General features: G+C 44.6%; 23 protein-coding genes. 21 read left to right on the top strand and 2 right to left on the bottom strand.

Features of this window, described 5'->3' with window-relative positions; genetic code table 11:
- Window positions 1-165 precede the first annotated feature (165 nt).
- The 10 genes from FRZ06_13405 to glmS all read left to right on the top strand — a co-directional run bounded on the left by FRZ06_13405 (window position 166) and on the right by glmS (window position 12,504).
- Window positions 166-1,128, top strand: a complete 963-nt coding sequence (locus FRZ06_13405; GenBank protein QOX64266.1) for an HD domain-containing protein — start codon at window positions 166-168, stop codon at window positions 1,126-1,128.
- 18 nt (window positions 1,129-1,146) lie between these two features.
- Window positions 1,147-2,427 (top strand): hypothetical protein, encoded by a 1,281-nt coding sequence (locus FRZ06_13400; GenBank protein QOX64265.1) that lies wholly within the window; start codon window positions 1,147-1,149, stop codon window positions 2,425-2,427.
- Window positions 2,428-2,452: 25 nt separating this feature from the next.
- Window positions 2,453-4,657, top strand: a complete 2,205-nt coding sequence (locus FRZ06_13395; protein QOX64264.1) for an ATP-dependent RecD-like DNA helicase — start codon at window positions 2,453-2,455, stop codon at window positions 4,655-4,657.
- Window positions 4,658-4,840: 183 nt separating this feature from the next.
- Entirely contained in the window at window positions 4,841-5,629 is a 789-nt protein-coding gene (locus tag FRZ06_13390) for a ComF family protein (protein QOX64263.1), read from the top strand.
- A gap of 343 nt (window positions 5,630-5,972) precedes the next feature.
- On the top strand, window positions 5,973-6,224 hold the full coding sequence (locus tag FRZ06_13385) for a hypothetical protein (GenBank protein ID QOX64262.1): 252 nt from the start codon (window positions 5,973-5,975) through the stop codon (window positions 6,222-6,224).
- A gap of 143 nt (window positions 6,225-6,367) precedes the next feature.
- Window positions 6,368-6,898, top strand: coding sequence for a ribosome-associated translation inhibitor RaiA (gene raiA / locus FRZ06_13380; GenBank protein ID QOX64261.1), 531 nt, complete (start codon window positions 6,368-6,370; stop codon window positions 6,896-6,898).
- A gap of 223 nt (window positions 6,899-7,121) precedes the next feature.
- Complete coding sequence (locus FRZ06_13375; GenBank protein ID QOX64260.1) at window positions 7,122-7,964, top strand: TIGR00159 family protein; 843 nt, start codon at window positions 7,122-7,124, stop codon at window positions 7,962-7,964.
- Window positions 7,954-9,156 (top strand): hypothetical protein, encoded by a 1,203-nt coding sequence (locus tag FRZ06_13370; GenBank protein ID QOX64259.1) that lies wholly within the window; start codon window positions 7,954-7,956, stop codon window positions 9,154-9,156. Before FRZ06_13375 ends, FRZ06_13370 begins: the two co-directional genes overlap by 11 nt.
- A 156-nt stretch (window positions 9,157-9,312) precedes the next feature.
- Window positions 9,313-10,662: a phosphoglucosamine mutase gene (locus FRZ06_13365; GenBank protein ID QOX64258.1), complete on the top strand. Its 1,350-nt coding sequence runs from the start codon at window positions 9,313-9,315 to the stop codon at window positions 10,660-10,662.
- Window positions 10,663-10,674: 12 nt separating this feature from the next.
- Window positions 10,675-12,504 carry a glutamine--fructose-6-phosphate transaminase (isomerizing) gene (gene glmS, locus FRZ06_13360; GenBank protein ID QOX64257.1) on the top strand — a complete coding sequence of 610 codons (1,830 nt, stop codon included), beginning with the start codon at window positions 10,675-10,677 and terminating at the stop codon, window positions 12,502-12,504.
- Between the two features lie 215 nt (window positions 12,505-12,719).
- Here glmS and FRZ06_13355 read toward each other — a convergent pair whose 3' ends face one another.
- Window positions 12,720-13,601, bottom strand: coding sequence for a MerR family transcriptional regulator (locus tag FRZ06_13355; GenBank protein ID QOX64256.1), 882 nt, complete (start codon window positions 13,599-13,601; stop codon window positions 12,720-12,722).
- 223 nt (window positions 13,602-13,824) lie between these two features.
- Between FRZ06_13355 and FRZ06_13350 the strand changes: the two genes are divergently transcribed.
- From FRZ06_13350 to FRZ06_13335, 4 genes are all read left to right on the top strand, one after another.
- Entirely contained in the window at window positions 13,825-14,610 is a 786-nt protein-coding gene (locus tag FRZ06_13350; GenBank protein ID QOX64255.1) for a hypothetical protein, read from the top strand.
- A gap of 319 nt (window positions 14,611-14,929) precedes the next feature.
- Window positions 14,930-16,426: a CoA-acylating methylmalonate-semialdehyde dehydrogenase gene (locus FRZ06_13345; protein ID QOX64254.1), complete on the top strand. Its 1,497-nt coding sequence runs from the start codon at window positions 14,930-14,932 to the stop codon at window positions 16,424-16,426.
- 324 nt (window positions 16,427-16,750) lie between these two features.
- Entirely contained in the window at window positions 16,751-17,194 is a 444-nt protein-coding gene (locus FRZ06_13340; protein QOX64253.1) for a GNAT family N-acetyltransferase, read from the top strand.
- Between the two features lie 135 nt (window positions 17,195-17,329).
- A complete protein-coding gene (locus tag FRZ06_13335; GenBank protein ID QOX64252.1) occupies window positions 17,330-18,919 on the top strand; it encodes a PAS domain S-box protein in 1,590 nt (529 codons plus the stop codon).
- Window positions 18,920-19,003: 84 nt separating this feature from the next.
- On the opposite strand, the gene FRZ06_13330 is transcribed toward FRZ06_13335, so the two are convergent.
- The gene (locus FRZ06_13330; protein QOX64251.1) at window positions 19,004-19,591 is read right to left on the bottom strand and encodes a hypothetical protein; all 588 of its coding nucleotides are present in this window, start codon (window positions 19,589-19,591) and stop codon (window positions 19,004-19,006) included.
- A 388-nt stretch (window positions 19,592-19,979) separates the two neighbouring features.
- Here FRZ06_13330 and FRZ06_13325 point away from each other — a divergent pair, with 388 nt between their 5' ends.
- The 7 genes from FRZ06_13325 (at window position 19,980) to FRZ06_13295 (ending at window position 25,647) form a co-directional block, all read left to right on the top strand.
- On the top strand, window positions 19,980-20,648 hold the full coding sequence (locus FRZ06_13325; protein ID QOX64250.1) for a hypothetical protein: 669 nt from the start codon (window positions 19,980-19,982) through the stop codon (window positions 20,646-20,648).
- Complete coding sequence (locus tag FRZ06_13320) at window positions 20,632-20,883, top strand: hypothetical protein (protein QOX64249.1); 252 nt, start codon at window positions 20,632-20,634, stop codon at window positions 20,881-20,883. Before FRZ06_13325 ends, FRZ06_13320 begins: the two co-directional genes overlap by 17 nt.
- Before the next feature lie 90 nt (window positions 20,884-20,973).
- Window positions 20,974-21,519 (top strand): hypothetical protein, encoded by a 546-nt coding sequence (locus tag FRZ06_13315; protein QOX64248.1) that lies wholly within the window; start codon window positions 20,974-20,976, stop codon window positions 21,517-21,519.
- 200 nt (window positions 21,520-21,719) lie between these two features.
- Window positions 21,720-23,012: a hypothetical protein gene (locus FRZ06_13310; protein ID QOX64247.1), complete on the top strand. Its 1,293-nt coding sequence runs from the start codon at window positions 21,720-21,722 to the stop codon at window positions 23,010-23,012.
- A 249-nt stretch (window positions 23,013-23,261) separates the two neighbouring features.
- Complete coding sequence (locus FRZ06_13305) at window positions 23,262-23,816, top strand: GerMN domain-containing protein (GenBank protein ID QOX64246.1); 555 nt, start codon at window positions 23,262-23,264, stop codon at window positions 23,814-23,816.
- Window positions 23,770-24,378 (top strand): M48 family metallopeptidase, encoded by a 609-nt coding sequence (locus FRZ06_13300; GenBank protein ID QOX64245.1) that lies wholly within the window; start codon window positions 23,770-23,772, stop codon window positions 24,376-24,378. The genes FRZ06_13305 and FRZ06_13300 overlap by 47 nt, the downstream gene beginning before the upstream one ends.
- A 54-nt stretch (window positions 24,379-24,432) precedes the next feature.
- Entirely contained in the window at window positions 24,433-25,647 is a 1,215-nt protein-coding gene (locus tag FRZ06_13295) for an iron-containing alcohol dehydrogenase (protein ID QOX64244.1), read from the top strand.
- Window positions 25,648-25,730 lie beyond the last annotated feature (83 nt).

Raw genomic sequence — 25,730 nt, 5'->3', positions numbered from 1 at the left:
ATACTGAATGTAAAATTATGTAAAAACTAAATCTCTCCATTGATAGATATCCCGGAATTGGTATATAATAAAATAGATCGCATCAATGGGGTATCATACTTGCAATCGATGAGTGGATTCCCTATGATGAAATTTTAGAGAGCCCCATTAGGAGGAGACGAAAGCATGAAAGAATTTTACATAGGCCAGCTCAGGACCGATGATGAAATACAGGATTTTTTTATGGTGAAAACCATAGCTATAAAAATCGGATCAAATAAAAAACAATATCTGGATCTGTTCCTGTGCGATAAAACAGGAGAAATAACCGGGAAAAAATGGGATGTTTCAGATCCGGAGCTTCCTGCGCTCAATGAAATTGCAGACGGCGATTTCGTCAAAGTAAAGGCAAACGTAACGGAATGGAACGGAATGAGGCAGCTCAGGGTCCAAAAAATTAGAAAATCAGTGCCAGAAGATCATCTGGAACTGGCGGATTATATCAAAGCGGCACCGGAGAAAGCTGATGACATGTACCTGTTCCTGCTGGAAAAGGCAGAGGGAATGACCGATCATGATCTGCGCAGCCTTTGCGTCCGCGTCCTGGAAGACAATCAGGAAAAGCTCATGTACTACCCGGCGGCAGCAAAAAATCATCACGCTGAGCTTTCGGGACTGCTGTACCATGTTAAGCGAATGCTGATGACTGCGGAGAGAGTTTGTGAGGTTTATACCAATCTGAATAAGGATCTTGTCATGGCAGGTGTGATCCTCCACGACATGGAAAAAATTAATGAAATCGAGGCGGACACTCTGGGTATGGCTTCTGGTTACTCCTTTGAGGGACAGATGCTGGGCCACTTGATTCAGGGAATCAAAACCATCGATCGGCTGGCAGAGGAACTTGGAATCGGAAAAGAAAAGGCCGTCATGCTAGAGCATATGATCCTTTCTCATCACTACGAGCCGGAATTCGGAAGCCCGAAAAAACCCCTTTTCCCTGAAGCGGAAATCCTACACTATCTGGATATGATCGACGCAAGGATGTATGACATGCATGAGGCGCTGGAATCAACAACAGAAGGTGACTTCTCTGACAGAGTATGGACGTTGGACAACAGAAGGCTTTACAAGCCCACCTCATTCTAACTTCGATAGGAGCTTGACATGATCCCACTGCCTGATGAAATCGTTCATATCATACAAACAATTGAAGCTGCAGGCTTTGAAGCATATGCGGTGGGCGGCTGTGTTCGGGATTCGATCCTTGGCAGGCAGGCAGAGGACTGGGATCTTACCACCAATGCAGCGCGGGAGAACCTTGCTTCGCTGTTTCCTGATGCAGAAATCATCAATAAAAAGCTGGGTGTGATGCGGATTACGGAAGGTGGAATTACGGCTGATGTGGCCGCATATCGCATCGATGGCGAGTATATCGACTATCGCCGGCCGGAAACGGTAATCTTTACGAGGAACCTCAGCGAAGACCTGGAGCGAAGAGATTTCACCATGAATGCCATTGCCGTGAGTCCTTTTCGGGGAGAGGTGGACCTTTATCAGGGACGTGATGATATTGCAAGCAGAACGATCAGAGGGATTGGTGAGCCCGGTGTGCGCTTTGAAGAAGATGCTCTGAGAATATTGCGAGGAATTCGTTTTTCGGCACAGCTGGGATTTCATGTGGAGCCGGAGACGCTGGGGGCAATGAAAGAGAAAGCAGAGCTTCTTTCCCATATCAGTCTAGAGAGAGTTTTGGATGAGTTCTGTAAAACCATAAGCTCAGGGAGCTGCTCCAAAGGACTGAAGCTCCTTTCTGAGACCGGCGCATGGCGTTATATTCTTGGCAAGGAATGCTTCTGCCATGCAACTGCGACTGAATGGAAAAAACTATCCCTTCTCGGGGAAGGGATTGACCATACGAAAGAGGATCTGTCCATAAGACTGGGGCTGATTTATCTTTGCTTTCAAAAGGAAAATGGCAGACGTGCCATCGAGTATCCGGGGTATGCAAACCGGATGAAACAACGCCTGCTTCTTGCGGTAGAAAAAATGGACGAGCTGCAAGAAATCGGTGCGACTGAGAAGCCGGACAGAAAAATGCAAATAGAAGAAGGCAAGGTACGGCTGAAACGCCTGATCTTTAGAATAGGCATGGATGGATATGAATATCTTGAAACGGTTTCCCTGGCGCAGTCTGCGGCGCTGGGCCTGAGCCATGCCGACAGCCAGCAAAGAGAGGAAATGCTGCGGCAGATTACGGAACACCAGGAACCGATTTTTCTTTCTGACTTGGCAGTAAGCGGTAAGGATCTTTTGCTTGCAGGTGCTGTTCAGGGGGCAGAATTGGGTGAACTGCTTCAGATTCTGCTGGACTGGGTTCACGAAAATCCGGAAGAAAACCGAAAGGCTCGTTTGATGGAGCTTGCAATGCAGAGGATCGAGACATAGCTGTATCGATTTTGAAAGGGTAAAAATGGTCGAATTACAAGGATCTATTGCAGAGGTCATTTATCATAATAAAGAGAATTATTATACCATTGCAGTGATTGAAAACGGCGAGGAGCAATTCACTGCTGTGGGGTATTTGCCTGGGGCAGATCGAGGCAGAGCCTTTCGTTTTCGAGGAATATGGAAAACCCATCCGACCTACGGGGAACAATTTAGCTTTACAGAATATCAAGAGGAAATGCCCAGTTCCCAAGAAGGGATCGAGGGCTTTCTTTCGTCTGGACTGCTGAAAGGGATCGGAAAGAAGACTGCGGCTGCCATTGTGCACAGGTTTGGCGGAGACACCTTCGCAATCATAGAAAAAGAGCCTCACAGGCTTACGGAAGTGGAAGGCATAGGAGAAAAAAAGGCGGCAGCAGTTTCTGAGGCGTTTATGGCCCATAAAGAGTTTGCTGAGATTACGCTGTTTTTTCAGCAGTTTGGTATTGCACCGCCTTATGCCATGAAGCTTTACAAGGTGTATGGGCCCGATACCATACAAGCAGTGACGGAAAACCCATACCAATTGGTGGATGATATCTTTGGGATCGGATTTAAAAAGGCCGATAAAATCGCAGAGAAAATGGGGATTAATAAGAATTCCGAGTATCGGATTGAAAGCGGAATCAAATATGCGCTGTGGCTGTATGTCAACGAAGGCCATACCTATGTCCCTCAAAAAATGTTTTGCGAGAATACAGCGGAACTTCTTGAGGTGGGCACTGAGCAGGTACACGAAATCCTTGTCCAGCTAGCTTTTGAAGGCGAGATACATATTGAAAACCTGGAAGGAAGGTCTGTGATCTTTTCTATGCCCTATTATACTGCGGAGCAAAATGTCTGCAAAATTTTGCTCTCTCTGAGCCGTTCCGATCTAAAGCCTGTCAGCTCTGATGTGGACGAGCTCATCGCTGCAACCGAGCGGGAGACGGGTATCCTGCTGTCTGAAAATCAGAAATATGCGGTAAAAGCGTCGCTTAAAAACGGGGTTTCCGTCATTACCGGAGGACCCGGTACAGGAAAGACCACCATCATCAATACCATTATGAAAATCCTGGAACACAGCGGATTTGCAACAGCCATCGCTGCACCGACAGGACGGGCTGCCAAGCGAATTACGGAAACCTCCGGCTATGAGGCATCCACCATCCATCGTCTTTTGGAATACTACTATTCCGAGGGCGAAGATACTATGCGCTTTGGGAAGAACAGTGAGGATCAGCTGGAGTACGACGCTATCATTATCGACGAAGCCTCCATGATTGATATCCTTCTTATGAATGGGCTGCTGAGCGCCATAAAACCGGGAACAAGGCTGATCGTCGTGGGCGATGCAGATCAGCTTCCTTCGGTAGGCGCGGGAAATGTGCTGAGGGACATGCTCGACAGCGAGGTGATTTATGCCGTGAAACTGACAGAGATTTTCCGTCAGGCCAAGGAAAGTCTTATCGTCGTCAATGCCCATAAAATCAATCAGGGCGAATATCCGGACTGCAACGAAAAGGACAAGGACTTCTTTCTTCTCAGGCAGAAGAGTGAAAAAGAGATGCTGGAAACCATTAAATCTCTTTGTGTCAAACGACTTCCGGAATATTACAAGGGCTGCGATGCGGTCAGGGATATGCAGGTGCTAACACCGGTACGCAAAGGCCTTCTGGGAAGCATCAACCTCAATAAGGAACTGCAGAACGTACTGAATCCGCCTGCCGAGGGACAGGAAGAAAAAGTCTTCGGCGAGAGGATCTTCCGCGAGGGGGATAAGGTGATGCAGATCAAGAACAACTATCAGATGGAATGGAAACGACTAGAAGATTTTACAGAAGGTCAGGGCGTCTTCAACGGAGATGTGGGTTATATCCAGACCATCGACAGAGAATTCAATGAAATCACCATTGTATTTGATGACAACCGCTATGTGCGGTATGACTTCTCTCAGCTGGATGAGATAGAACTTGCCTATGCTGTGACAGTGCATAAAAGTCAGGGTAGCGAATTCCCCATTGTCATCATGCCCGTATCCTGGTTTCCGCCCATGCTTGCCACCAGAAATCTGCTCTACACTGCAGTAACTAGAGGCAAACGGGCAGTTATCATCGTGGGCTCGGAAAATAAAATGCATGCAATGGTTGACAATAATAGGATTACCGATCGTTATTCCGGCCTGGCTGTGCGATTGAAAGCATTCCTCTAGAGTGGCGGGGGAAAGGTTTGGTTTCATGGGTTACGTGTTTTCGGGTTGCATGCGGATTGACGATCAAACGCATGTAAGCAAAGCGCGTCTCCGATCGGTTCTCGTAGGAAACCGTCCGAGCGAAGCGAGCGTGTTTCCGAGGGAAGCGATCAGAGATGTGCCAATGGATATTCGAGGAATGTAATGGAGATTTGCGTTATGAAAGGGATTTTGCCATCTTTGGTGGAAGGGTTTTTTGATTTAATTTATCCTTCTAACATATATTGCATCTGTTGTGGGAATATTATAGACGACAGCAGACCTTATTCCCTATGTGATGTTTGCGTCCGGACCATGAAATGGACCAATGGACGAACTTGCAGCTGCTGCGGCAAGCGCCTTCAGGACGACTATCTTCCAGATCTCTGTACCAACTGCAGGGATGGGGGTCATCTCTTTGCGAAGGGGTTTGCCTGCGCAGAATACGGTGCGGCAGAAAGAGATATTCTGCATCGATTCAAGTACAAGGATAAAGCATATCTGGGGAGAAAGCTGGCGGAAATTATGAGAGACCGGATTCTTTCGGAAGCTCTTGAACTGGATTTGATTCTTCCGGTACCGATGCATAGGCGAAAAGAAAAGGTGCGGGGATATAATCAGGCGGCGGTGCTGGCCAAGGAACTTGCAAGGTTGATGGAAACGCCGTACAGCAGTAATTTGCTTCTGAGAAGTTCTGATACAGAAGCCATGAATCAGCTGAGTGCTTTAGAGAGAAGCAGAAATGTTCAGGAAGCCTTCGCCGTTTCTTCGAGAAAGAAAGACCTTCTGAGGGGAAAGAAGGTGCTTTTGGTGGATGATATCTTTACTACGGGGAGCACGGCTGACGCCTGTACGGACGCACTGCTTCGGGCAGATGCTTCCGAGGTTTTTGTCTTTGTCTTTGCAGCGGGGGCAAACCTAATCAGCGAAGAAGACGATGGGATACGTTGCTGAATGACTCCGGTACGAAATCTATATTTAATCGGCGTTGACGAAATTGCAATTTTCGACATATAATATTGAGTAAGACAAGCAGAACAGGGTATATAAAGATTAAATATTAGAGCCGCTTAGGTCTGTGGTTGAAAGTCCAGGCCAGTTACGGGCAAAAGGACCCACGTAAGCTGGACCGCAAGGCGGCAGTGATCATGGCGTAGCTTAGATGTAAGTCCTTTGGTAAAATACCAAAAGGCGGGTGTGGGGGCAAAGACCAGGTCAGCTAGGCGGTTCCAATATCTAATCTGTATTACTGCAAAACCAGCATCAAATTTCGACAATCTCAAGGATAGCTTGTCAAGTGCTGTTACAGAAGAACAAAAAAGCGAAAATTGAAAAGAAAGGAAGAGAAATGAATAATTATGCAACGACAAAGCGTTGCAAACAAGGGGAAATCAACCTTGCGCGATTCGAATTGCATGTGAATGTATATTCTGAGCGAAAAAAATATCCACTGCAAGAACCTTTGTATTTCAATTATACACAGACTTATCCACAATATCAACAGGCCGGTGGTGTCGTTTATAAAACGCTGAAAAATTGTTCTTTTTGAAAGTTGTTGTCATATTATCAGAAACGTTGTCGATGAATGTAAGCTGTATATTTATTTGCCGATGAAAAAAAGGAATGGCATGGGTTTTGTAGTATACAATACTAATACGATTACCTTAATCGAAAGCTAGGGGGGTGCACTAAATGAAAGTTATCATTACAAGCAAAAACATGAATGCCAGTGACCATCTGAAACAAACCATCGAGTCCAAATTGGATCGACTTGGTAAGTACTTCTCCAATGACATTGTAGCCAATGTTACTTTGACAACGGAGAAAGGGAGGCAGAAGATAGAGGCAACGATCAATGCTAAGGGTACAATCTTTAGGGCGGAAGAAACCACAAATGATATTTATAGCGGCATAGACAGAGTTACTGAAAAACTGTCTTCTCAAATGTCCAGATTCAAAACAAAGCTTCAGAGGAAGCACAAAGATCATAAAGAGCTGCTCCTAATGAATCTGCCTGAAGTTGCAGGAGAAGAACTGGAAGAAATGCAGGTTGTAAGGAAAAAGAAGTTTGATTTGATGCCAATGTCTGTTGACGAGGCGATTATGCAGATGGAGCTTCTGGAACATAGCTTCTTTGTTTTCCTCAACATGGAATCCGATGCAGTAAATGTTGTGTACAAGAGGAAGGATAACACCTACGGTTTGCTGGAGACCAGATATTAATATTGGTAATAAGATATAGAGGCGGCTTGAAACCGCCTCTTTTTGTCGCATCTTGCAATACACAGGTTGATGTGACGGAAAGGGGTTTTACTTTGCTCGATTCCATGGCGTAAAATCTCTAATTTTGTCAGGGACTCTTTTTCGAATTATATTGAAAACCTATTGAATTTTCGCACTTTTTTCGATAGAATAAAAGCTAGTATGATTAAGGGAGTAGAGAGGTATGTCAGAAATATTTAACAGTATTATTTCCGGCGTAGGGATCACGGACGTCATTGACGTTGCCATCGTAGCTTTTGTGATCTATAAAGTTTTGGGATTTATCAGGGAGACCAGAGCGCTGCAGCTTGTGAGAGGGCTGCTAGTTTTAGTTCTGATCACAATTTTGTCTGAACAATTTAATTTCTATACATTGAACTGGATCTTGCGTAATACGCTGCAATTGGGTGTTATCGCACTCGTCATTGTGTTTCAGCCCGAGCTCCGGCGAGCCCTAGAGTATGTGGGACGCAGCAAATTCATCACCCCACAGTTTGCACAGATGGATAAGGAAAGAGTAAAGGTTCTTACCGCTGCCATTATCAAGGCAGTGGATTATTTTTCGACCAATAAAATCGGTGCGTTGATCATTATGGAACGGGAAACCACGTTGAATGATATCGCAGAAACAGGAACAAAGGTCAATGCAGAGATTTCTACAGAACTGCTGGGGAACCTCTTTTACGAAGGGGCGCCGCTTCATGATGGTGCGGTTATTGTCAGGGGAGATAGAGTTTTGGCTGCGGGATGTGTCCTGCCGCTGACCCAAAGTAAAACGCTCAGCAAAGATTTGGGCACCAGACACCGGGCGGGTATCGGTATCACTGAAAACTCTGATGCGATCTCCATCATCGTTTCCGAGGAAACTGGAATTATTTCCATTGCGGTAGACGGCAAGCTCTCCAGATTTCTGGATATTAAAACAGTGGAAAAAACGCTGCTGAATATCTATTTGACTCAGATTCCGGCGGAAAAGGTTAAAGTCCCTTTTATCGACAAAATCAGGAGGCGCAGGAATGCTGAATAATAATACCTTTTACAAAATTATATCGGTAGTACTCGCACTTGCGCTCTGGGTTTATGTAATACAGACAGAAAACCCCATGCAGTCAAAGACAATCTCTGATGTTACAGTGCAGCTGCTCAACGAAGAGAGCCTTACTGCCAGAGGTCTCGCCCTTTCGGGAGAGGCTGAATATACCGTTGATGTAAAGGTTCAGGCTAAAAAGTCGGAACTCTCCAGTATCAGTGCTGCTGACCTTATTGCCAACGCCGATTTGTTTGGCTACAGCATGGGCAAAAACTACATTCCGGTGACAGTTACTGCGCCTGAGGGTGTTACCATACTGGATATCAAGCCCATCAAGATCAACGTTGTGATCGAAGAACGAGTGGAAGTTGCAAAACCGATTCAGGTTAATTTTATCGGTCAGTTTGAAAATGGAATCGAAGCGGGTCAGGTCACAACTCAGCCCGAGGAAATTCTCGTTTCAGGTGCAAAATCAGAAGTGGGAGCAGTATCTCATATCCAAGCTGATGTGAATACGGTCAAGCTGACTGCTGATGGAGTTACCGTACAGACCAGAGCAGTGGCGGTAAACAGAGAGGGGGATGTGGTTTCCAATGTCAGACTATCCTCTCCTTTCATCGATGTCTCTGCAAAACTGAGCAATGTTGTAGCGGTTCCGCTGAATGTAGAAATTACTGGGCAAGTAGCACCGATCTATGAAGTTACGGGTATGGATGTTCCACCAACTGTAAAAATTAAGGGCTCAGCTTCTGACCTTGCAAATATAACAAGCCTAACGGCGGCACCAATTGATATCAGTACGGTCGCCAGCACTTCAAAGCTTCCGCTTGATATCGCTTTGCCTGAGGGTGTGGAATTTGCAAATGGTTATGAGCATATGGGTGTGGGCATTACGATTAAACCGGCTGCAATTAAGGAATTTACGTATACTTCAGATGAAATCCTTATGGAGGGAATTGAAGGCGCAAATAATATTTCCATTACAACCCCACAGATAAAGGTCACCGTATCAGGCAGTGAAGCTGTGATCGCGGGGCTGGTGAAGTCAGATCTCGTGCCTTATCTTATGCTGGATGCGGAGTCCTTAATATCGGCTGCCGCAAAGGTTCAGCTTCGATATGAGAAGGAACTGGGTTATATCACGGTTGACCCTGAGGAAGTTCATATTACGCTGAATGAGGAAGAATAGACACGGAACACTTGATAAGAAGTAACCTTTTACAATAGAAGCTGCAGTGCAGGCGGATCGTAATTGATATGAGCAGGCTGCAGGAAATGAAACCGTAATAGCAGAAAAACAGCAAGATAACAGAAATAAGAAGTAGTAAAACGATAAGGAGATTTTATGGGCAGACTTTTTGGAACTGACGGAGTCAGAGGGGTAGCGAATTCGGAGCTTACTCCGGAGCTGGCATTCAACCTTGGAAAAGCAGGAGCTTATGTGCTCAGCAAGGATCAGCAAAGACCGGTGGTTCTTATCGCAAAGGATACCAGAATTTCAGGAGATATGCTTGAAGACGCGATCAGCGCAGGCATCCTGGCAATGGGAGGAAATGTAATCAAAGCAGGGGTATTGCCTACCCCGGCCGTAGCATATCTTGTCAAATATTATCAGGCAGACGCCGGCGTGGTCATATCCGCTTCCCACAACCCCTTTGAATATAACGGGATTAAGTTTTTCAACGGAGAAGGCTTTAAACTGGACGACGATATCGAAGATGAAATAGAAGATATCATTCTTAGAAATATTGATGTAAACAGCCATATTACAGGGGATCGACTGGGTCGCTGTCTGGAAGCGGAAGAAGATGCCATTGCTCTTTATGCTGAGTTTTTAAAGAAAACAGCGGATATGGATCTATCCGGAATGAAACTTGTGATTGATTGTGCCAACGGAGCGTCCTATAAGGTAGCAGAAAAGGTATTTCGTGAGCTGGGGGCAGATGTCACGGCCATTCATAACCAGCCTGACGGTGTTAATATCAATGAACGCTGCGGTTCCACCCACCCGGAGGAATTGCAGAAGCTGGTGGTCTCAAGCAAGGCGGACATGGGGCTGGCTTTTGATGGTGATGCTGACCGTCTGATTGCCGTGGATGAACTGGGACGCCTGATTGATGGCGACAAAATGATCTATATCTGTGCGAAAATGCTGAAGCATAACGAAGTCTTGCCGGGAGATAAAGTAACGGCAACGGTAATGAGCAACATCGGCTTTCACCGCGCGCTTGCCAAGATTGGCTGTAATGTAGATACCACTCAGGTGGGCGACCGCTACGTTCTGGAAAGTATGCTCAAAACGGGGTGTGTTATTGGGGGCGAACAGTCCGGCCATATCATATTCTTAAATCACACCACAACAGGAGACGGAATCTTATCGGCTCTCCAGCTGCTGAAGGCAGTAAGAGAATCGGGCATCAAGCCATCGGTTCTTGCGGATGAGGTTACGATCTACCCTCAGGTGCTCAAAAATGCCAGAATAAAGAATGAAAATAAGAAGAAGTATCTGTCAGATCCTGAAATCAGCGCTGAAATCGAACGATTGGAAAGCATGATGGCCGGAGAAGGCCGCGTCCTCATCCGTCCTTCCGGAACAGAGCCGCTGGTAAGGGTTATGATTGAAGGTAAAGATATTGAACAGATCACGAAGCTGGCAGAGAATTTAGCGTCTCTGCTCACCAAAAGATTTGGATAAGGGGGAACGACTATGTGCGGAATCGTCGGTTATATCGGAGACGGCAATGCAAGTGATATTATCATTGAAGGTTTAAAGAAACTGGAATACAGGGGATACGACTCCTCAGGGATCGCCCTTTACAAAGAAGGAAAAATAGAGGTTCGCAAATTCAAGGGGAGAATTGCCAACCTGGAAGCTGCCATCGAGAGGGAACACTTCACCAGTACAATCGGAATCGGACATACCAGATGGGCTACCCACGGCGCACCTTCCGATGCCAATGCACATCCCCATAGCAATACCGACCATTCCATCGCCATCGTCCACAACGGAATTATTGAAAACTATGTGGAACTCAGAGAATGGCTGATCAAGGAGCATGGCATTGCTTTTATTTCTGAGACGGATTCAGAAGTAATCGGCCATTTGATCGGCCTCTATTATGACGGCAACCTGCTGGATGCTGTAAACAAAGCTGTTGATATGATGCGCGGTGCTTATGGAATCGGCGTCATCTGCAGCAAGGAGCCGGATAAACTCATCGCAGTAAGAAAAGACAGCCCGTTGGTAGTTGGACTGGGCGAAGGCTGCAACTTTATTGCATCGGATATTCCCGCACTGCTGAAGCATGTGCGGAAGATCTACCTCATAGAAAATAACGAGACTGTGGTTCTGACAAAGAACGACGTCAAGATTTATAATGCTGACAGGAAAGAAGTCAAGAGAGACGTTTTTCATGTTACCTGGGATGCAGATGCCGCTGAAAAGGAAGGCTATGATCACTTTATGCTCAAAGAAATCTATGAGCAGCCTAAGGGGATTCATGAAACCCTGAATCGAAGACTTGACGAAAATGGTATCGTTAAGCTCGACGGTATTTCGCTGACCAAGGAAGATCTGGAAGGCTTCAACAAGGTTTATATTGTGGCCTGCGGAACCGCTTACCATGCCGGACTTGTGGGCAAATATATCATTGAAAAGCTTGCAAAGATTCCGGTGGAAGTAGATGTTGCTTCAGAATTCCGTTATCGGGATCCCTTCGTGGATGATAAGACACTCTTTATCGCCATCAGCCAGTCCGGTGAAACGCTGGATACGCTGGCGGCTCTTCGTGAGGCGAAAAATAAGGGTGCCCGGATTCTATCCGTGGTCAATGTAGTGGGAAGCTCCGTTGCAAGAGAATCAGACGATGTGTTCTACACCTGGGCTGGACCGGAAATCGCAGTTGCTTCCACGAAAGCGTACACCACACAGCTGATGTGCATGTATCTCATCGCGTTATATATGGGTCACACCAAAGGCGTGATTGATATGGAGCTTTATCATCGGTATATCGACGAACTCCAGAAGGTGCCGGATAAGCTGCGTGACATGCTTGCGGATGAAACTACCTTGATGGAAATCGCCAAAGAGCAATATAAGCTGGAACAGGTCTTCTTCATAGGAAGAGGTCTGGACTCGGCCGTTTCCTTTGAAGGCTCGCTGAAGCTGAAGGAAATCTCCTATATCAATTCCTTTGCCATTGCGGCAGGTGAGCTGAAGCACGGAACCATCGCCCTCATCGAACCTGGAACCCTGGTCCTCGCACTAGCAACCCAGGATCGCCTCTTTGAAAAGATGCTTTCCAATATACAGGAAGTCAAAGCAAGGGGGGCTTACGTCATCGGTCTTGCAAAAGAAGGAAACCGTGATATTGAAAAACAAGCGAACCGGGTGATCTACATTCCCGACTGTATGGACGACATCGCTCCGCTGCTTTCCGTCGTACCCCTCCAGCTTCTGGCCTACAACATCGCCAAGCTGAGAGGCTGTGATATCGATAAGCCGAAGAACCTAGCGAAGTCGGTGACAGTGGAATAGGGGAAAGGCGGGGCTACATCGTCCTCTTGAGGTATACTATGTTTCTATGTTAAATGCTGATGTAGCGCTCTTAAGACAAACTAAAATGAATTAAATGCGTTTTAATCCGGTGAAGTTAAATCTATCGCCGGATTATTTTTACATCAAGGTAAAAAGCTATGTGATTTTAAATTCTGATTCTACAAACCAGTATGAACGATGACCCCAAACCTGCCCTAGATGGTGTTCTCACTGTAGAACTTGAGGGCTTCCCCTACAAATTTAGCGGCGCCCTTACCGTACTTTTTGTCATAGACTTTTTTAAACGCAGGTTTTGTCAAGTACATGTCCGCCATCATCCTCCAGTAGTTCTCACCCATATCCATCTTGACAATTTGACTGTGCTCTTTGAGCATTTCATTCATTTCTTTTACGATTCCCTGAATATCTGATGAAGAAGGGCTTTTACTCATATCAGACGTTAATTGTTCCATTAATCGATCTGCTTGAGCTGAATACACATCAATATTCTCTTTCATCGTTTCGAACCCTTCCATAATTGTCGGCAGATTTTCAAGGTTATTCTTTATTGCTTCTGTGTATTTTCCGATACTGCCAAACTGCTGAATTGCCATTTTTGCACCCTCAAGCTCTTTGGATTTCATGGTTTCAATGATTATGTCAAATTCTTCTATGCTTCCATAATATTTGATGATATCACTCTCATGTTCCTGCTTAAATGTTTCCAGTACATTGAAATATTCACTCATGTCAAATTCTTTAAAACTCATTTCATTACCGCCTTTCAGTTTTTTATCGATAAGAGCAACGAGTTCGTTCAGGCGATCTCGTTTCAGTAATAGTAACTCCTTTTGTTTATGTAGCGTATTTATCTTGTGGTACTGTGAACTTTCCAAAATCTCGTGAATGTTTTTCAGTGGAACGTCCAGCTCCTTAAAAAATAGAATTTGCTGTAAGATTTCAAGGGACTCATCACTATATAGCCGATAACCCGCCTCAGTTATTGCACTTGGTCTTAGCAGGCCAATCTTATCATAATAGTGCAGCATGCGAACACTGACACCCGTTAAATCCGAAACATGTTTAATTGTTCTCATCTCAATATGCGCCTCCTGTTCTCCTGGATTTTATAGTACACTATGACATGATGTCAGGGTCAATACTTTCTTAAAATTATTTCTAATTGAAAAATCAAATACGACGGTATTTGTGAGTTTTTTCATTTGTGAGTTTTTTCAAGTTGACATGTCCCAATCCAATAGTATAATATTATCTAACTAATTTTCATCGCACAAGATTAAAGTGATTTGGAGAATCGATATGAGTCTAGCATTAACAGTTGCAGATTGGATGACCATGGTTCAACTTATTTATCGGTTGAATTGCATAGAGGATTTTTTGCAATATCAATCTAAGGTCCTTGAAATAATTAATATAATCGTACCCTTTGATGCAGGTGTTTTTCATCTGGCGGATCAAGAGCAAGACGGTGTAAGCGCTGGAAATACGTACGGTCATAATATCAGCGAAAAGGATTTGAATGAGTTAAAAAATGGCCTAAGCAACAATGCATTTTTAAAAAGTTTGCTGCTTGACCCCTCCGGCGTTGTATCAAGAGGACCAGATTTGTCGCAGTTCAGTGAGCTTGGTCTCAAGCTGGAAAACGAGCATCTAATTCCTAAAGACGAGCAGCATGCATTTAGTGTTGTATTAAACTATAAAGATGAGCTCTTAGGTTACCTGATCTTGTTGCGCCAAGATCAGGAAGAACAATTTAACATGAGAGATAAATGCGTTTTGGAGAATTTGAAAAATCATATCGCGTTGCAGCTGTATAAACTGTCAAATTCCTATGTCGATATGAACCGGCTTGATAACAGGATTTATGTGCTCGAAAGGAAATTAAATAAATACGGGCTTTCAAAACGTGAACTTGAAATTCTGGCATTGATTCAGAGCGGTAAAGTCGATTCGGAAATCTGTGAGGAATTGTTCTTTTCGACATCCACATTTAAAAAGCACCTGAATCACATTTACGGGAAAATGAAAGTCAGCAATCGGGTAACACTGATTAAATTGATCAATACTGAAATGCAGCAAGCTTAGAAGCAGGATACCAATTCAAACAAGAAAAACAAGTGAATTCATGATAATATTTCCAAAAGCGAGGACATTCTTAACCTCGCTTTTGTCGTTTGTAGAACTTTAGTTCTATTCAGCTCACACAAGATGAATAGAATTCATTTTTTCGTTCAATTTACAATCATTTATGAAGCTGTCATGATAAAACTATTCAAATTAATATTCTGTCCTGCCAGAAGGGCGCAGACAGAACTCAGACTGTGAATCACGAAGCATGATTTGTCTATTTCCGTCGCCATGAATCGATGAGAGGAAGCTTGGCACTAGAGAAAGGAACTAAAAAATGAACCAACTGAAGTATTTTTGTAACGGGCAATTTGTTGAATCGACAACAGAGAAATATATGGATGTGTATAATCCGAGCACAGGTGAGCTCTTGGCACAAGCCCCCTGCTGCACGGAAGCAGAGGTACTAAAAGCCATCGAGGCGGCAAGTGCTGCCTTTCCGGCATGGCGAGATACACCGGCAGCGAAACGACAGGAGCTTTTCTTCAAACTCAGAGAGTTAATTGTGAAGCATGAAGAAGAATTGACCGACCTCATTGCCCGCGAGCATGGAAAGGTATGGAAGGAAGCGCAGGGCGATCTTGCAAAAGCCCTGGAGCCTACAGAGTATGCGTGCAACATTGCAAACCATATGATGGGAGAGTCTTTTATGGACACCTCCAAAGGAATCGACTCCGTATCTTACAGAGAACCACTCGGGGTATTTGCAGGAATTGCTCCCTTTAATTTTCCGGCGATGATACCGGTTGGCTGGATGGCGCCAATCTGCATCGCAACAGGTAACACAATGGTTTTAAAAGCATCCAGCACAACGCCGCTGACGACGCTGCGTTTTGCAGAATTATATAAAGAGGCCGGATTCCCTGACGGTGTGTTTAATGTAGTGACCTGCAGCCGGAATGAAGCGGAGATTCTTCTTAAGCACAAAGACGTAAAGGGCGTGTCCTTTGTAGGAACCACAGGTGTAGGACTTCATGTATATTCTACTGCGGCGGCGCACGGGAAAAGAGTGCAGGCGCAAACAGAAGCAAAAAATCACGGATTGGTATTAAAGGATGCTCCTTTGGCAAGGACTGCTGCTGGCATCATCAGTGCGGCGTTCGGCTGCGCTGGAGAAAGATGTATGGCACTGCCGGTGATTGTGGCAGAAGAAGCGATTGCCGACCAGCTGGTTGAAGAGCTTGTACAGCAAATCAGCAAACTGAAAATCGGACCGGCCTACGACAAAGGCTCGGATATGGGGCCGGTGGTCACGGAAAAGCACAGGCAGTCTATCCTGAAATGGATCGAGACTGGTATCGCCGAGGGGGCAAAGCTTGTTCTGGACGGGCGTGATGTAACTGTTCCGGGTTATGAGAACGGATTTTATCTCGGGCATACCATCTTTGATCATGTCACCCCGAAAATGAGTATTGGAAACAGAGAAATTTTCGGTCCGGTTTTATGCATTAAGAGAGTAAAGGACTTTGATGAAGGACTCGCGGTAATGAATTCCAGCCCCTTTGCAAATGGCTCCATCATCTTTACACAGAGCGGTTACTATGCGAGAAAGTTTGCAAAGTACACGGATGGCGGAATGGTCGGAGTCAATGTTCCGATTCCTGTACCCTATGGAATCTTCCCGTTTTCAGGGCATAAGGACTCCTTCTTCGGAGACTTGCATTGTGTGGGGAAGGACGGCGTAAGATTCTTTACGGAAACAAAATGTGTTACGACCAGATGGTTTGAAGAGGATGAATTAACACAGACAAAGCTTTCCGGATGGGGTAATTAAGCCTCTAAGCCTTAGCTATCCGGATGGGGTAATTAAGCATCCAAGCTTGATATGGCGGCGGTTCACAATAGGAACCGCCGTTTTTTTATTTGCGGGGCCACCCAATATATGACAGAGAGCCCTGAATCGTTGTTGACAATGAGGCTTTGACCGACTTGGGATTTAGTGTTACTATGATCTATAGTTACAATATCCATAGAGGAAAGTCTATTGGCTAATATCCGGAAGAAATCATTAGATCAAAGTCTATTGGCTAATATTCGGAGGTAATCTTTAGTGCAAAGTCTATTGACTCTATATAGGGAGAAAGGAAGCCAAAGTAACATGGGACTCACGATTGAGAGATTGCAGGAAGTAGATATGGGCACTGCCCTCACCTTGTTAGAAGACGTTTTTGCAGGAGAGCAGAACATTCCGGTTACGTTGAATAGCATCCCGGAAGAACGCGAACCTATTTGGTGGTATGTGGAAAATGATTCGGAGATGGTTGGCGTTATTGCAGGCTGGAAGGAAAACGATACATGGCATTTGGGCAGATTTGCAGTGGACAGCAGACTGCGGGGCCTCGGGATTGGTAAAAAATTAATGAAGTTTGCACTGGGGGAAATTTTTAAACTTGGTGCGGAGAGGATCTATACAGAAGCACGAGATGTTTCGGTATCAATCTTAATCAAGCTTGGCGGAAAAGTGATCGGAGAACCGTTTGATTTTTATGGAGAACCCGTTACGCCGATGATAATAGAAAAACAAGCTTTTTTTGAGGAATAATCAACACCTTTCGGACCCGGAATAGTTCCGATATGGATTTTTTTCATGTAATTTGTCGAAAAGTGCGTACAAATGCTGTAGAATCGACACGGAAAAGAATGTAGCATAGTATTGGAAAAAATAACCGGGAGATTCATGATGGAAAAACGATGTCTATTCTACATATTTATAGTGATAATAAATTTGCTTCCGATGATACCAATGTCGATTAAAGGAATTACCGGTCTCGCGTTTATTTGTGTAAGCAGTGTTAGAAGTGGTTTTAAAGGCGGCATGTGCACTGCAGGACTGTTGATCTTGATCAATACCATTTGTGTTATATTTGGAATTAATGTTGATTATGAATATGCAGTTGCGTCCATGCTTCTCGGCAGTGCCGCTTACATAGGAACCGCCTATTTTATCGGTGGAAATACAGACAAATTGACGCAAAGAAATGAACAGCTAATTCGTGAAATTGAAATGCGGAGAAAAGCAGATGCTGAGTTGAGGGAAAAAATTGAGATTTTGCAAAGCCTGATGAGCGCGCTTCCAACACCTATCTGCATCAAGGATTTGGACGGCAGGTATGTGGGATGCAATTATGCGTTTGGACAATGGTTTGGTTATAACGAGGAGGAGCTGACTGGAAAGAATGTGTTTGATTTGATGGACGCTGATCAGGCAATGGTTTTCAACAGCATGGATCAGGAGATTTTAGCAAAACAGACTCCTCAGAGTGTAGAAACGGCTACTACATTCCTGGATGGAACGACTCGAAATGTGATCTGCAGCAAAGCTGTTATTTCTGATGAACAGGGGCTGCCCAGCGGTATTGTTGTTGTTATTCATGATATTACCGACCAGAAGGAACGGGAAAAACTGAAGTTAAACATTATAGAAGAAGAGCTAATCATTGATGAAATGAAGAAATACGACCGTATCAAGACAGAGTTTTTCATGAATATCTCCCATGAGCTGCGAACACCACTGAACGTGATTCTAGGTGCGATTCAGCTGATGGAGCTGCAGCTGGAAAGCAGTGGAACGGCTCATGTCGAAAAGCTGCAAAAAAATATCATGAGCATAAAGCAGAACAGTCTTCGGCTGCTGCGCTTGGTAAACAATCTGCTGGATGTCTCAAAAATCGAGGAACACAGCAGTGAGATCCGATGCAAGAACTGGAACATTGTCTGTCTGGTCGAAGAGATCGTGCTATCCGTAGCTGATTATGCCAACATCAAAGGAATTCGTCTGGAGTTTGATACAGAATTTGAGGAGCGTCTCATTTCCTGCGATGAAGAAAAGGTTGAGCGAATCATGTTGAATTTGCTCTCGAATGCAATCAAATTTACTCCTGATGGGGGACGTATTTTCGTGAGCATTGGAGCACAGGGAGACTTTGTATGCATTCGTGTGAGAGATACTGGGATCGGAATTCCGAAAGAGAAGCAAATGCAGCTGTTTCAGAGGTTTTGTCAGGTCAGACCTATTCTGACAAGGACACATGAAGGAAGCGGAATAGGGCTCTGCCTTGTAAAATCACTGACCGAGCTCCATGGCGGCAGTGTAACCGTTGAAAGTGCTGAGGGTGTCGGAACCACATTCAGCGTATTTCTTCCGGTTAAGGTGTTGCAGGAACACGAACTATACACAGCAAATACAGTTGTTAATCGTATGAGTTTTGAAAAAATTCAATTGGAGTTCTCCGATATTTATTCAGCCAGCGAAAGCATGCTGTGTTGAAAGGATTCTCGTTACCTGATATAAGAAAGTCCCGTATCAGCCTGCTTGACAAGCATTATCCGGGACTTTTTCGGATTTTTGCAACTAATTCAAACCTCGATAATATTCTTTGAAAAATCCCTTGAGTGAGTTGACCAGCATGGAAAGCTTGATGAAATCCGTTATTTGATCCTGAACTGTTGCGGAATTTTTCTGATAAAATGAATCGGAATATGCCAATTCTGGGTGGCCAGGTTCTGCGGCTTCTCCCGTATAAAAAGAACCATCATTGAGTGTAAATATTTCATCTTTTGATAAACTGTTTTCAATCTCAAGCTGCGCCAGCAGAGCGATTCTGATTCGACTCAGACATTCGTCTCCGTATTCTACGCAAAATTCACAGAAACGAACCAAATCGTCTTTCGTGGAAAATCCAGAGGCTCGATGGTTTAGTCCTGTTTTGTTGTAATAGAGGTCTGAGAAAATCTCATATCCTCCTCTGATGAAGCTGGATGCGATCAAGGAAAGTGACTCGCAGCCTTCTACTACATACTTTTGTTCCAGGCTGTCGTCATTCATGATCGACATGAGTCTGTTTGCTTCCACGATGATTCTGTCCGGTGCAATGATGCTTCTGCTGCAGGCAGCCAGGAGTTCTTCCATGGTGTGCACAAAAGTATTTCCATCGTTCATTCAGATATCCCCCCTTAATCCCTTTTGAGTACCCGGTAATGCCGCCAAAACCGCAAAACTCGGTCTGTATGCCCCATGTAATCTCCTTGAGTTGGTTCGTTCCAGGTACTATCTACAGTATAGCATATGATCAATGACCGTCAATTGATCAGCATTCCGGTTAAAATGAGGAAAGTCGACATATTTCAAGGCTCTGCATCAGATCTTCAGGGATAGAACTCTATCCGTCCAATGAAACAAAACCCTTTTGCCTTCATATGATAATTAATGCACATCGAGCAATCCGGATAAGAATGTAGATCATGCAAATCAAGCAATCAGTATAAGAACGATTAATAACGCTGATCAAACATTACGCATTAGAAAGCAAGAAGGAGTTGAATATAAAATGCCTACCGTCATGGATGTGGTGAAGCCCCTTCCGGGCATTCTGACTTTTACATATGAGGATGTAAATACCATGCTGAACTTTCAGCAGCTGTGGATTGAACTTGTGGTTTGGATGAGGGATTATTTTAAGAGCACCTTAGAGAACAATCCGAACCAAGCAGCTGTAGAAAACAGGCTTTTTGGAGATCTTCCCATGGATTTTTACACGGAATTCAGTAAATATTTCAGTCCTGAGATTTCTCAGCAGTTTTTGAATCTGCTTACCAAGATGATTACCATCAATATTGACCTGGTCAATGGCTACAAAAACAATGACGATGCTGCCCTTGATGCAAGTACCAAGCAATGGTATCAGACGGCGGATGAAATGGCTGCTTTCCTTGCCAGTATCAATCCATATTGGAATAAGGAGATAATCAGTGAATTTCTAGACGATTATATCAAATTTAAAATTCAGGAGATTATTGCTTTTCTAAATGGCAATTACGAAATGGAGACAAGGATATTCGATGATCTTGAGAACAAAGCCATCGAGCTCGCCGCCTACATGTCAACGGGCATGATCTTAATGCAAAGGCCACCCCAATATGAACTGCCTCCAGAATCTGCAGCCTCGGTACAAAGCAGGAACTCTTTAGGGGGGGATCATAATGAGTGTACAGGATAGTGATTCTAAAGATTGCAGCTGGATTCTTGAAGGCTTATCGCCCCAATGCGGTGTGTTGTTCATACCAATCGTCGCAATTATTTTGTCCGATGGACTGGACATTGATCAGATCACAGTGCTCAGTGCCTTCTTGACCGCGGTGGCTGATTCCATGGCATACATTGCCGCACAAATGCAATTAAATGATGATTCCGACTCTGATTCGGATACAACCGTAATTCCTGCTATTCCGTAGTACCGAACTCTTCTGTGCGACTCCTTCGTATAAAAAATCCTCGTAAAGATGTAGGAAAAATGGTAATATTATATGGTATGACAATTTAGAATGTTTTATATGATTGAGATAAAGGAGAACGACATGCTGTATATCATATTAGGAATTATCATGGTGTTTTTGGCTTGGATGCAGGCAGCTTACGGCAAGATGCAAAAGTATAAAAATGAGGCTAGAACCCTATGGATCAGGATTGACTCACTGCTGCAGACCCGGTCGCAGTACATTCTCCAGCTGCTGGAGCTTGCAGACGACTACGGGCTGAAAGCGGCCGAGCTGCTTTCGGAGCTTTTTGATCTGGGCGGCGGTTACTGCAAATCAGATGACAGGGAAGTCACAAGTGCCCAGGCTGAGGCGGCTACGCCATTGATTGACAAGCTTTTATTGCTGGCTGATGACAGCGTGGATATGAAGGAGGATTCCTCATATTTGGAATTGAAAAACGAGCTGAAAGATGTTGAAGAAGAGATTGAGCTGCAAAGCGAGAAATATAACCAGTTCATCGACTTATATAACAGACACATTGAAACGCCCAGCCTGCGAATTCAGTTTTCAATCCTTGGAGCTCCCCACCTGAAGGGGATCCATATTCGATAATCAGAAGCGCTGCCAGGAAGAAATGCAGCCTACACGGCAGAGTGTGGAATGCTTGCAGGGTAAATGAAACAAAATCGCCAATGAAACCGTCTTAATAAGAGCCGGAAAAGAGATGGAAATGCTGATTAATTCCGTGCGCACATCGGATCGACAATTTTTTCGCTTTCGAATAAAGAGACATTAGGTATTGGGGGTAGAACATGAAAAAATCCATGAAAGCTGCAATTATACTGGGCCTGGTTGCCATCGTTTCTGCTGGCATACTCATCGCATATCAATCAGTAAGCGCCGCGTCATATGCACAGGCCAAGGAAGAAGAAGCCCGTCAGGAACGGGAGCAGATACAAGAACAGAAAAAAAAGGATCTGCTGGAAAAAGCGGAGAAGCTTTATCAAGGATACTTTTACGATGAGGCCATTGCACTGCTGCAATCAGATCCGACCTTGGTTACCACGGAGGCAGATGATGCCATCACGCTAAAAATTGATGAAATTACGAAGGCAGAAGCCTCTTTGATAAAGTATGAAGGTCCAATAGAGCATGTGTTTTTCCACAGTCTGATCATTTATCCTGAACTTGCCTTTGACAACAAAGGGCATCCGGCACAGGGTTATAACATGTGGATGACGACGGTCAGTGAGTTTAAGAAGATGCTGCCCGAGCTACAAAAAAGAGGATATGTGCTTTACCCGCTTACAGAATACATAGAACAAGATCCGGGAAATCCGGGGATGATAAAATTAAAAGACATCTATTTGCCGCCGGGAAAGGTTCCCTTGGTTCTCTCGGTGGATGATGTCAATTACTATGATTATATGAAGCCGGATGGCTTTGCCAATCGGCTGGTTCTGGGAGATGATGGCAGGGTTTGGACCGAAGTAATCACGCCGGAAGGAAAAACGACGTTAACCAGAGATGGTGACGTTATGCCGATTCTCGATGATTATGTGGATGCCCATCCTGATTTTTCCTGGAAAGGTGCAAAGGGAACCTTGGCATTAACAGGATATCAGGGTGCGCTGGGGTATCGGATCACTGACGGTTTGCCCCAGGAAGCAGAATGGAAACAGACCGTAACCAAGATTGCTGATACCTTGAAAGCAAACGGGTGGAGCATTGCCTGCCATAGCTATACCCATAACGGTTATTTCAGGGACGGAACGCTAACCATGAAGCAGATTAAATACGATACTGATCGATGGATTGAGAAAATTGCACCTTATGTAGGAAGTACCAACATTTACATATCTCCCTTTGGTGTGAATTTCAAGAAGGATGATCCGAGATACCGCTATCTCATGGAAAAGGGCTATCAGATTTACTGCCCGGTAGGGAACGGGAGAAGGATTACCTGGAATGGTGATAACATTGTAATGCCAAGAGTTAATCTTGACGGATATTCGATGAACAAAAGGGCGGCAGAACTGGAGGCACATTATTTTAACGTAACCGATGTTCTGGACGCTAAGCGCCCTGCTTTGAAAGTCGATTAGTCGTGTAAAGTCGATTAGCCGTGTAATGAATTGGGAAATCCATGATTAAAAATAAATATAAGAAATAAAGAAATAATAAATAAGAAAAATAAAAATTAAACTCAAAAATGCTAGATCGAAACACTTGAATTCTTGACTCTGAATAGAAAAAGCTGAATACAAAGTACCAATGATAAAGAGATAAACTGGAGATTGAGGGTATAAACTTATGATAAAGAGCAGAATTGAGTACGACAGGAGGAAGTAAAGATGAAACACAAACGAATTTCTATCATAATTCTATGTATGATTTTGGTCCTTGGAGCGGGGCTCTTCAGTTTAACAGGCTGTACAAAGAAACCTGCTGCGGAAGGACCAGATACCGAGAACCCTTCAGAAAAGACGTATCGAGTAGCACTGTTTTATGCAAATGAAGAGTATGTGGCATCTGGAGATGAAGCCATTGAAAAATTCAAGGTATATGAAACAGAACTTTCTTCCGTACCGGAAAAGGTATATATGGAGACGCTGGAGCTTTTAAGAAATTCACCGGATAAAGGTTACGATACCATGCTGGGCGATCAGATCAAGTTGAATCGTGTCTATGCGGAGGGGGATACTGCCTTTGTTGATCTTGGTGCTGACGGTCTTTCCGGTGGATCCATGGAAGAGCTCTACCTGATCAGCCAGATCGTTGATACGCTTATTAACTCTTTTGAGGAAATCAAGCAGGTACAATTCTTGGTGGACGGAAAGGTGCCGGAAACCCTTATGGGTCATGTTGGTACGGAAGATCCCTTTACGAAGGATGCCTTCGCTGAGTAATATGGTTAAAATGATGGATTATAATCTGGTTCGCTCAAAACGGAAAACCCTGGCGCTATATGTACGCCAGGATGGAAGTCTTGAGGTTCGGGCGCCCTTAAAGACAAGCAAGGGCTATATCGAAGATTTTATTAAGCAAAAGCAGGACTGGATCACAGCAACTAGGAGTAAACTCTCCGATCGGCAGGAAACAAAGAAAACGGTTCAAATCTCGGCTGCTGACGCTGCTAGATACAAGAAGCAGGCGAAAGAGTATCTGCAGCTAAAATGCAGATACTACTCTGAACTTATGGGGTTAAGGCCTTCTGCAGTAAGAATCAACAGCGCAAAAACTCGCTGGGGCTCCTGCAATGGTAAAGGGGAGATCAACTTCACCTTTCGGCTGATTTTTGCACCGGAGGAATTGATCGATTATGTGGTTGTCCACGAGCTCGCGCATCTGAAAGAGATGAATCACTCATCAAGCTTCTGGGCGGTTGTAGAGCAGACAATGCCCGATTACAGGGAGCGGAGAAAGCGGCTGAGGGAACATCAGCATCAGTTCGAATTCATTGTTACATAAACGGATCTTATGATAATAATCTGAGATGAGGAAAGAATACCTCCTATAATCATTATGGGAGGTATTTTCATGCGGTTTACGATTCCACGAGATATCTATTTTGGAAGAGGTGCAATTGAATCACTGAAGGAGCTGAAAGGAACGCGTGCGGTAATCGTGACCGGCGGATCCTCCATGCAGAATTCAGGATTTATGGATAAGGGGAAAAAAATTCTGGGAGAAGGGGGATTTGAGACCTTTCTCTTGGAAGGAATTGAACCAGACCCCGACATAAAGACCGTTATGAAAGGGGCGGCTTTCATGTTGAAGCATGAGCCCGATGTCATTGTCGTCATCGGCGGCGGTTCTGCAATCGATGCGGCTAAGGCGATGTGGATATTCTACGAGCACCCGGAAATGACCTTTGAGGCTTTCAAAAGTCCATTCACCTTGCCAGCATTGAGAAAAAAAGCAATCTTTGCTGCGATTCCTTCTACTTCCGGAACGGCTTCTGAGGTGACGGCGTTTTCCGTGATCACCGATTATGAACCGAAAATCAAATATCCTCTGGCGGACTATCAGCTGACTCCCGATATGGCCATAATCGATCCGGATCTAGCGGATACGATGCCAAAGGAGCTGGTGGCACATACGGGAATGGATGCGCTGACCCATGCCATTGAAGCATACACGGCAACCGCCTCTTCGGAGTTCAGCGACCCTTTGGCACTTCACTCCATCAAGCGGATTTTTGGCAATCTGGTGATGTCTTATGAAGGGAAGAAGGAAGCTGCTGAAAAGATGCATTATGCTCAGTGTATGGCAGGTATGGCGTTCAGCAACGCCCTTCTTGGCATTGCTCACAGTCTTGCACACAAAACCGGTGCGGCGCTTGGCATTCCACACGGTCTGGCAAACGCCATCTATCTGCCATATGTGATCCGCTTTAACGCAAACAAAGAGGCAGCGACCTACAAGCAAAATGGCATTTATTCTGGTCGAAGTAAATATGCTGAGATTGCAACCCATATTGGTGTGCTGGAAGAGGATCAGGCTGTGCTTACCCGAAAGCTCATTGAGCGAATCGAATCCATGAACAGAGCCCTCCATATCCCAGCTTCGCTGAGAGAAGCTGGCATTGATAAAATGGAGTTTCAGTCTCTTGCAGACAGTATTGCTGAAAATGCCGCAACGGATCCCTGCACCGCTTCCAACCCGAGGCATGCAGATAAAGAAGACCTAAGAAAACTGCTTCGCTGCATCTATGAGGGAAGTGTGGTAGATTTTTAAATCAAAGTTGGTGGATTCACGATTTCTTTACTTTAGCCATAAATTATGATATATATAAAAGCAGAGAAATAAGGATCTATTCC

Source organism: Clostridiales bacterium, assembly GCA_015243575.1.
GTDB classification, from domain to species: domain Bacteria; phylum Bacillota; class Clostridia; order Peptostreptococcales; family Anaerovoracaceae; genus Anoxybacterium; species Anoxybacterium hadale.
This window is presented reverse-complemented; position numbering and strand designations above follow the sequence as displayed.

Excerpts from the sequence above, each read along its gene's own strand:
- FRZ06_13405 (QOX64266.1), top strand. The coding sequence starts at position 166 with ATGAAAGAATTTTACATAGGCCAGCTCAGGACCGATGATGAAATACAG.
- FRZ06_13400 (QOX64265.1), top strand. The coding sequence starts at position 1,147 with ATGATCCCACTGCCTGATGAAATCGTTCATATCATACAAACAATTGAA.
- FRZ06_13395 (QOX64264.1), top strand. The coding sequence starts at position 2,453 with ATGGTCGAATTACAAGGATCTATTGCAGAGGTCATTTATCATAATAAA.
- FRZ06_13390 (QOX64263.1), top strand. The coding sequence starts at position 4,841 with ATGGAGATTTGCGTTATGAAAGGGATTTTGCCATCTTTGGTGGAAGGG.
- raiA (QOX64261.1), top strand. The coding sequence starts at position 6,368 with ATGAAAGTTATCATTACAAGCAAAAACATGAATGCCAGTGACCATCTG.
- FRZ06_13375 (QOX64260.1), top strand. The coding sequence starts at position 7,122 with ATGTCAGAAATATTTAACAGTATTATTTCCGGCGTAGGGATCACGGAC.
- FRZ06_13370 (QOX64259.1), top strand. The coding sequence starts at position 7,954 with ATGCTGAATAATAATACCTTTTACAAAATTATATCGGTAGTACTCGCA.
- FRZ06_13365 (QOX64258.1), top strand. The coding sequence starts at position 9,313 with ATGGGCAGACTTTTTGGAACTGACGGAGTCAGAGGGGTAGCGAATTCG.
- glmS (QOX64257.1), top strand. The coding sequence starts at position 10,675 with ATGTGCGGAATCGTCGGTTATATCGGAGACGGCAATGCAAGTGATATT.
- FRZ06_13355 (QOX64256.1), bottom strand. The coding sequence starts at position 13,601 with ATGAGAACAATTAAACATGTTTCGGATTTAACGGGTGTCAGTGTTCGC.
- FRZ06_13350 (QOX64255.1), top strand. The coding sequence starts at position 13,825 with ATGAGTCTAGCATTAACAGTTGCAGATTGGATGACCATGGTTCAACTT.
- FRZ06_13345 (QOX64254.1), top strand. The coding sequence starts at position 14,930 with ATGAACCAACTGAAGTATTTTTGTAACGGGCAATTTGTTGAATCGACA.
- FRZ06_13340 (QOX64253.1), top strand. The coding sequence starts at position 16,751 with ATGGGACTCACGATTGAGAGATTGCAGGAAGTAGATATGGGCACTGCC.
- FRZ06_13335 (QOX64252.1), top strand. The coding sequence starts at position 17,330 with ATGATGGAAAAACGATGTCTATTCTACATATTTATAGTGATAATAAAT.
- FRZ06_13330 (QOX64251.1), bottom strand. The coding sequence starts at position 19,591 with ATGAACGATGGAAATACTTTTGTGCACACCATGGAAGAACTCCTGGCT.
- FRZ06_13325 (QOX64250.1), top strand. The coding sequence starts at position 19,980 with ATGCCTACCGTCATGGATGTGGTGAAGCCCCTTCCGGGCATTCTGACT.
- FRZ06_13320 (QOX64249.1), top strand. The coding sequence starts at position 20,632 with ATGAGTGTACAGGATAGTGATTCTAAAGATTGCAGCTGGATTCTTGAA.
- FRZ06_13315 (QOX64248.1), top strand. The coding sequence starts at position 20,974 with ATGTTTTATATGATTGAGATAAAGGAGAACGACATGCTGTATATCATA.
- FRZ06_13310 (QOX64247.1), top strand. The coding sequence starts at position 21,720 with ATGAAAAAATCCATGAAAGCTGCAATTATACTGGGCCTGGTTGCCATC.
- FRZ06_13305 (QOX64246.1), top strand. The coding sequence starts at position 23,262 with ATGAAACACAAACGAATTTCTATCATAATTCTATGTATGATTTTGGTC.
- FRZ06_13300 (QOX64245.1), top strand. The coding sequence starts at position 23,770 with ATGTTGGTACGGAAGATCCCTTTACGAAGGATGCCTTCGCTGAGTAAT.
- FRZ06_13295 (QOX64244.1), top strand. The coding sequence starts at position 24,433 with ATGGGAGGTATTTTCATGCGGTTTACGATTCCACGAGATATCTATTTT.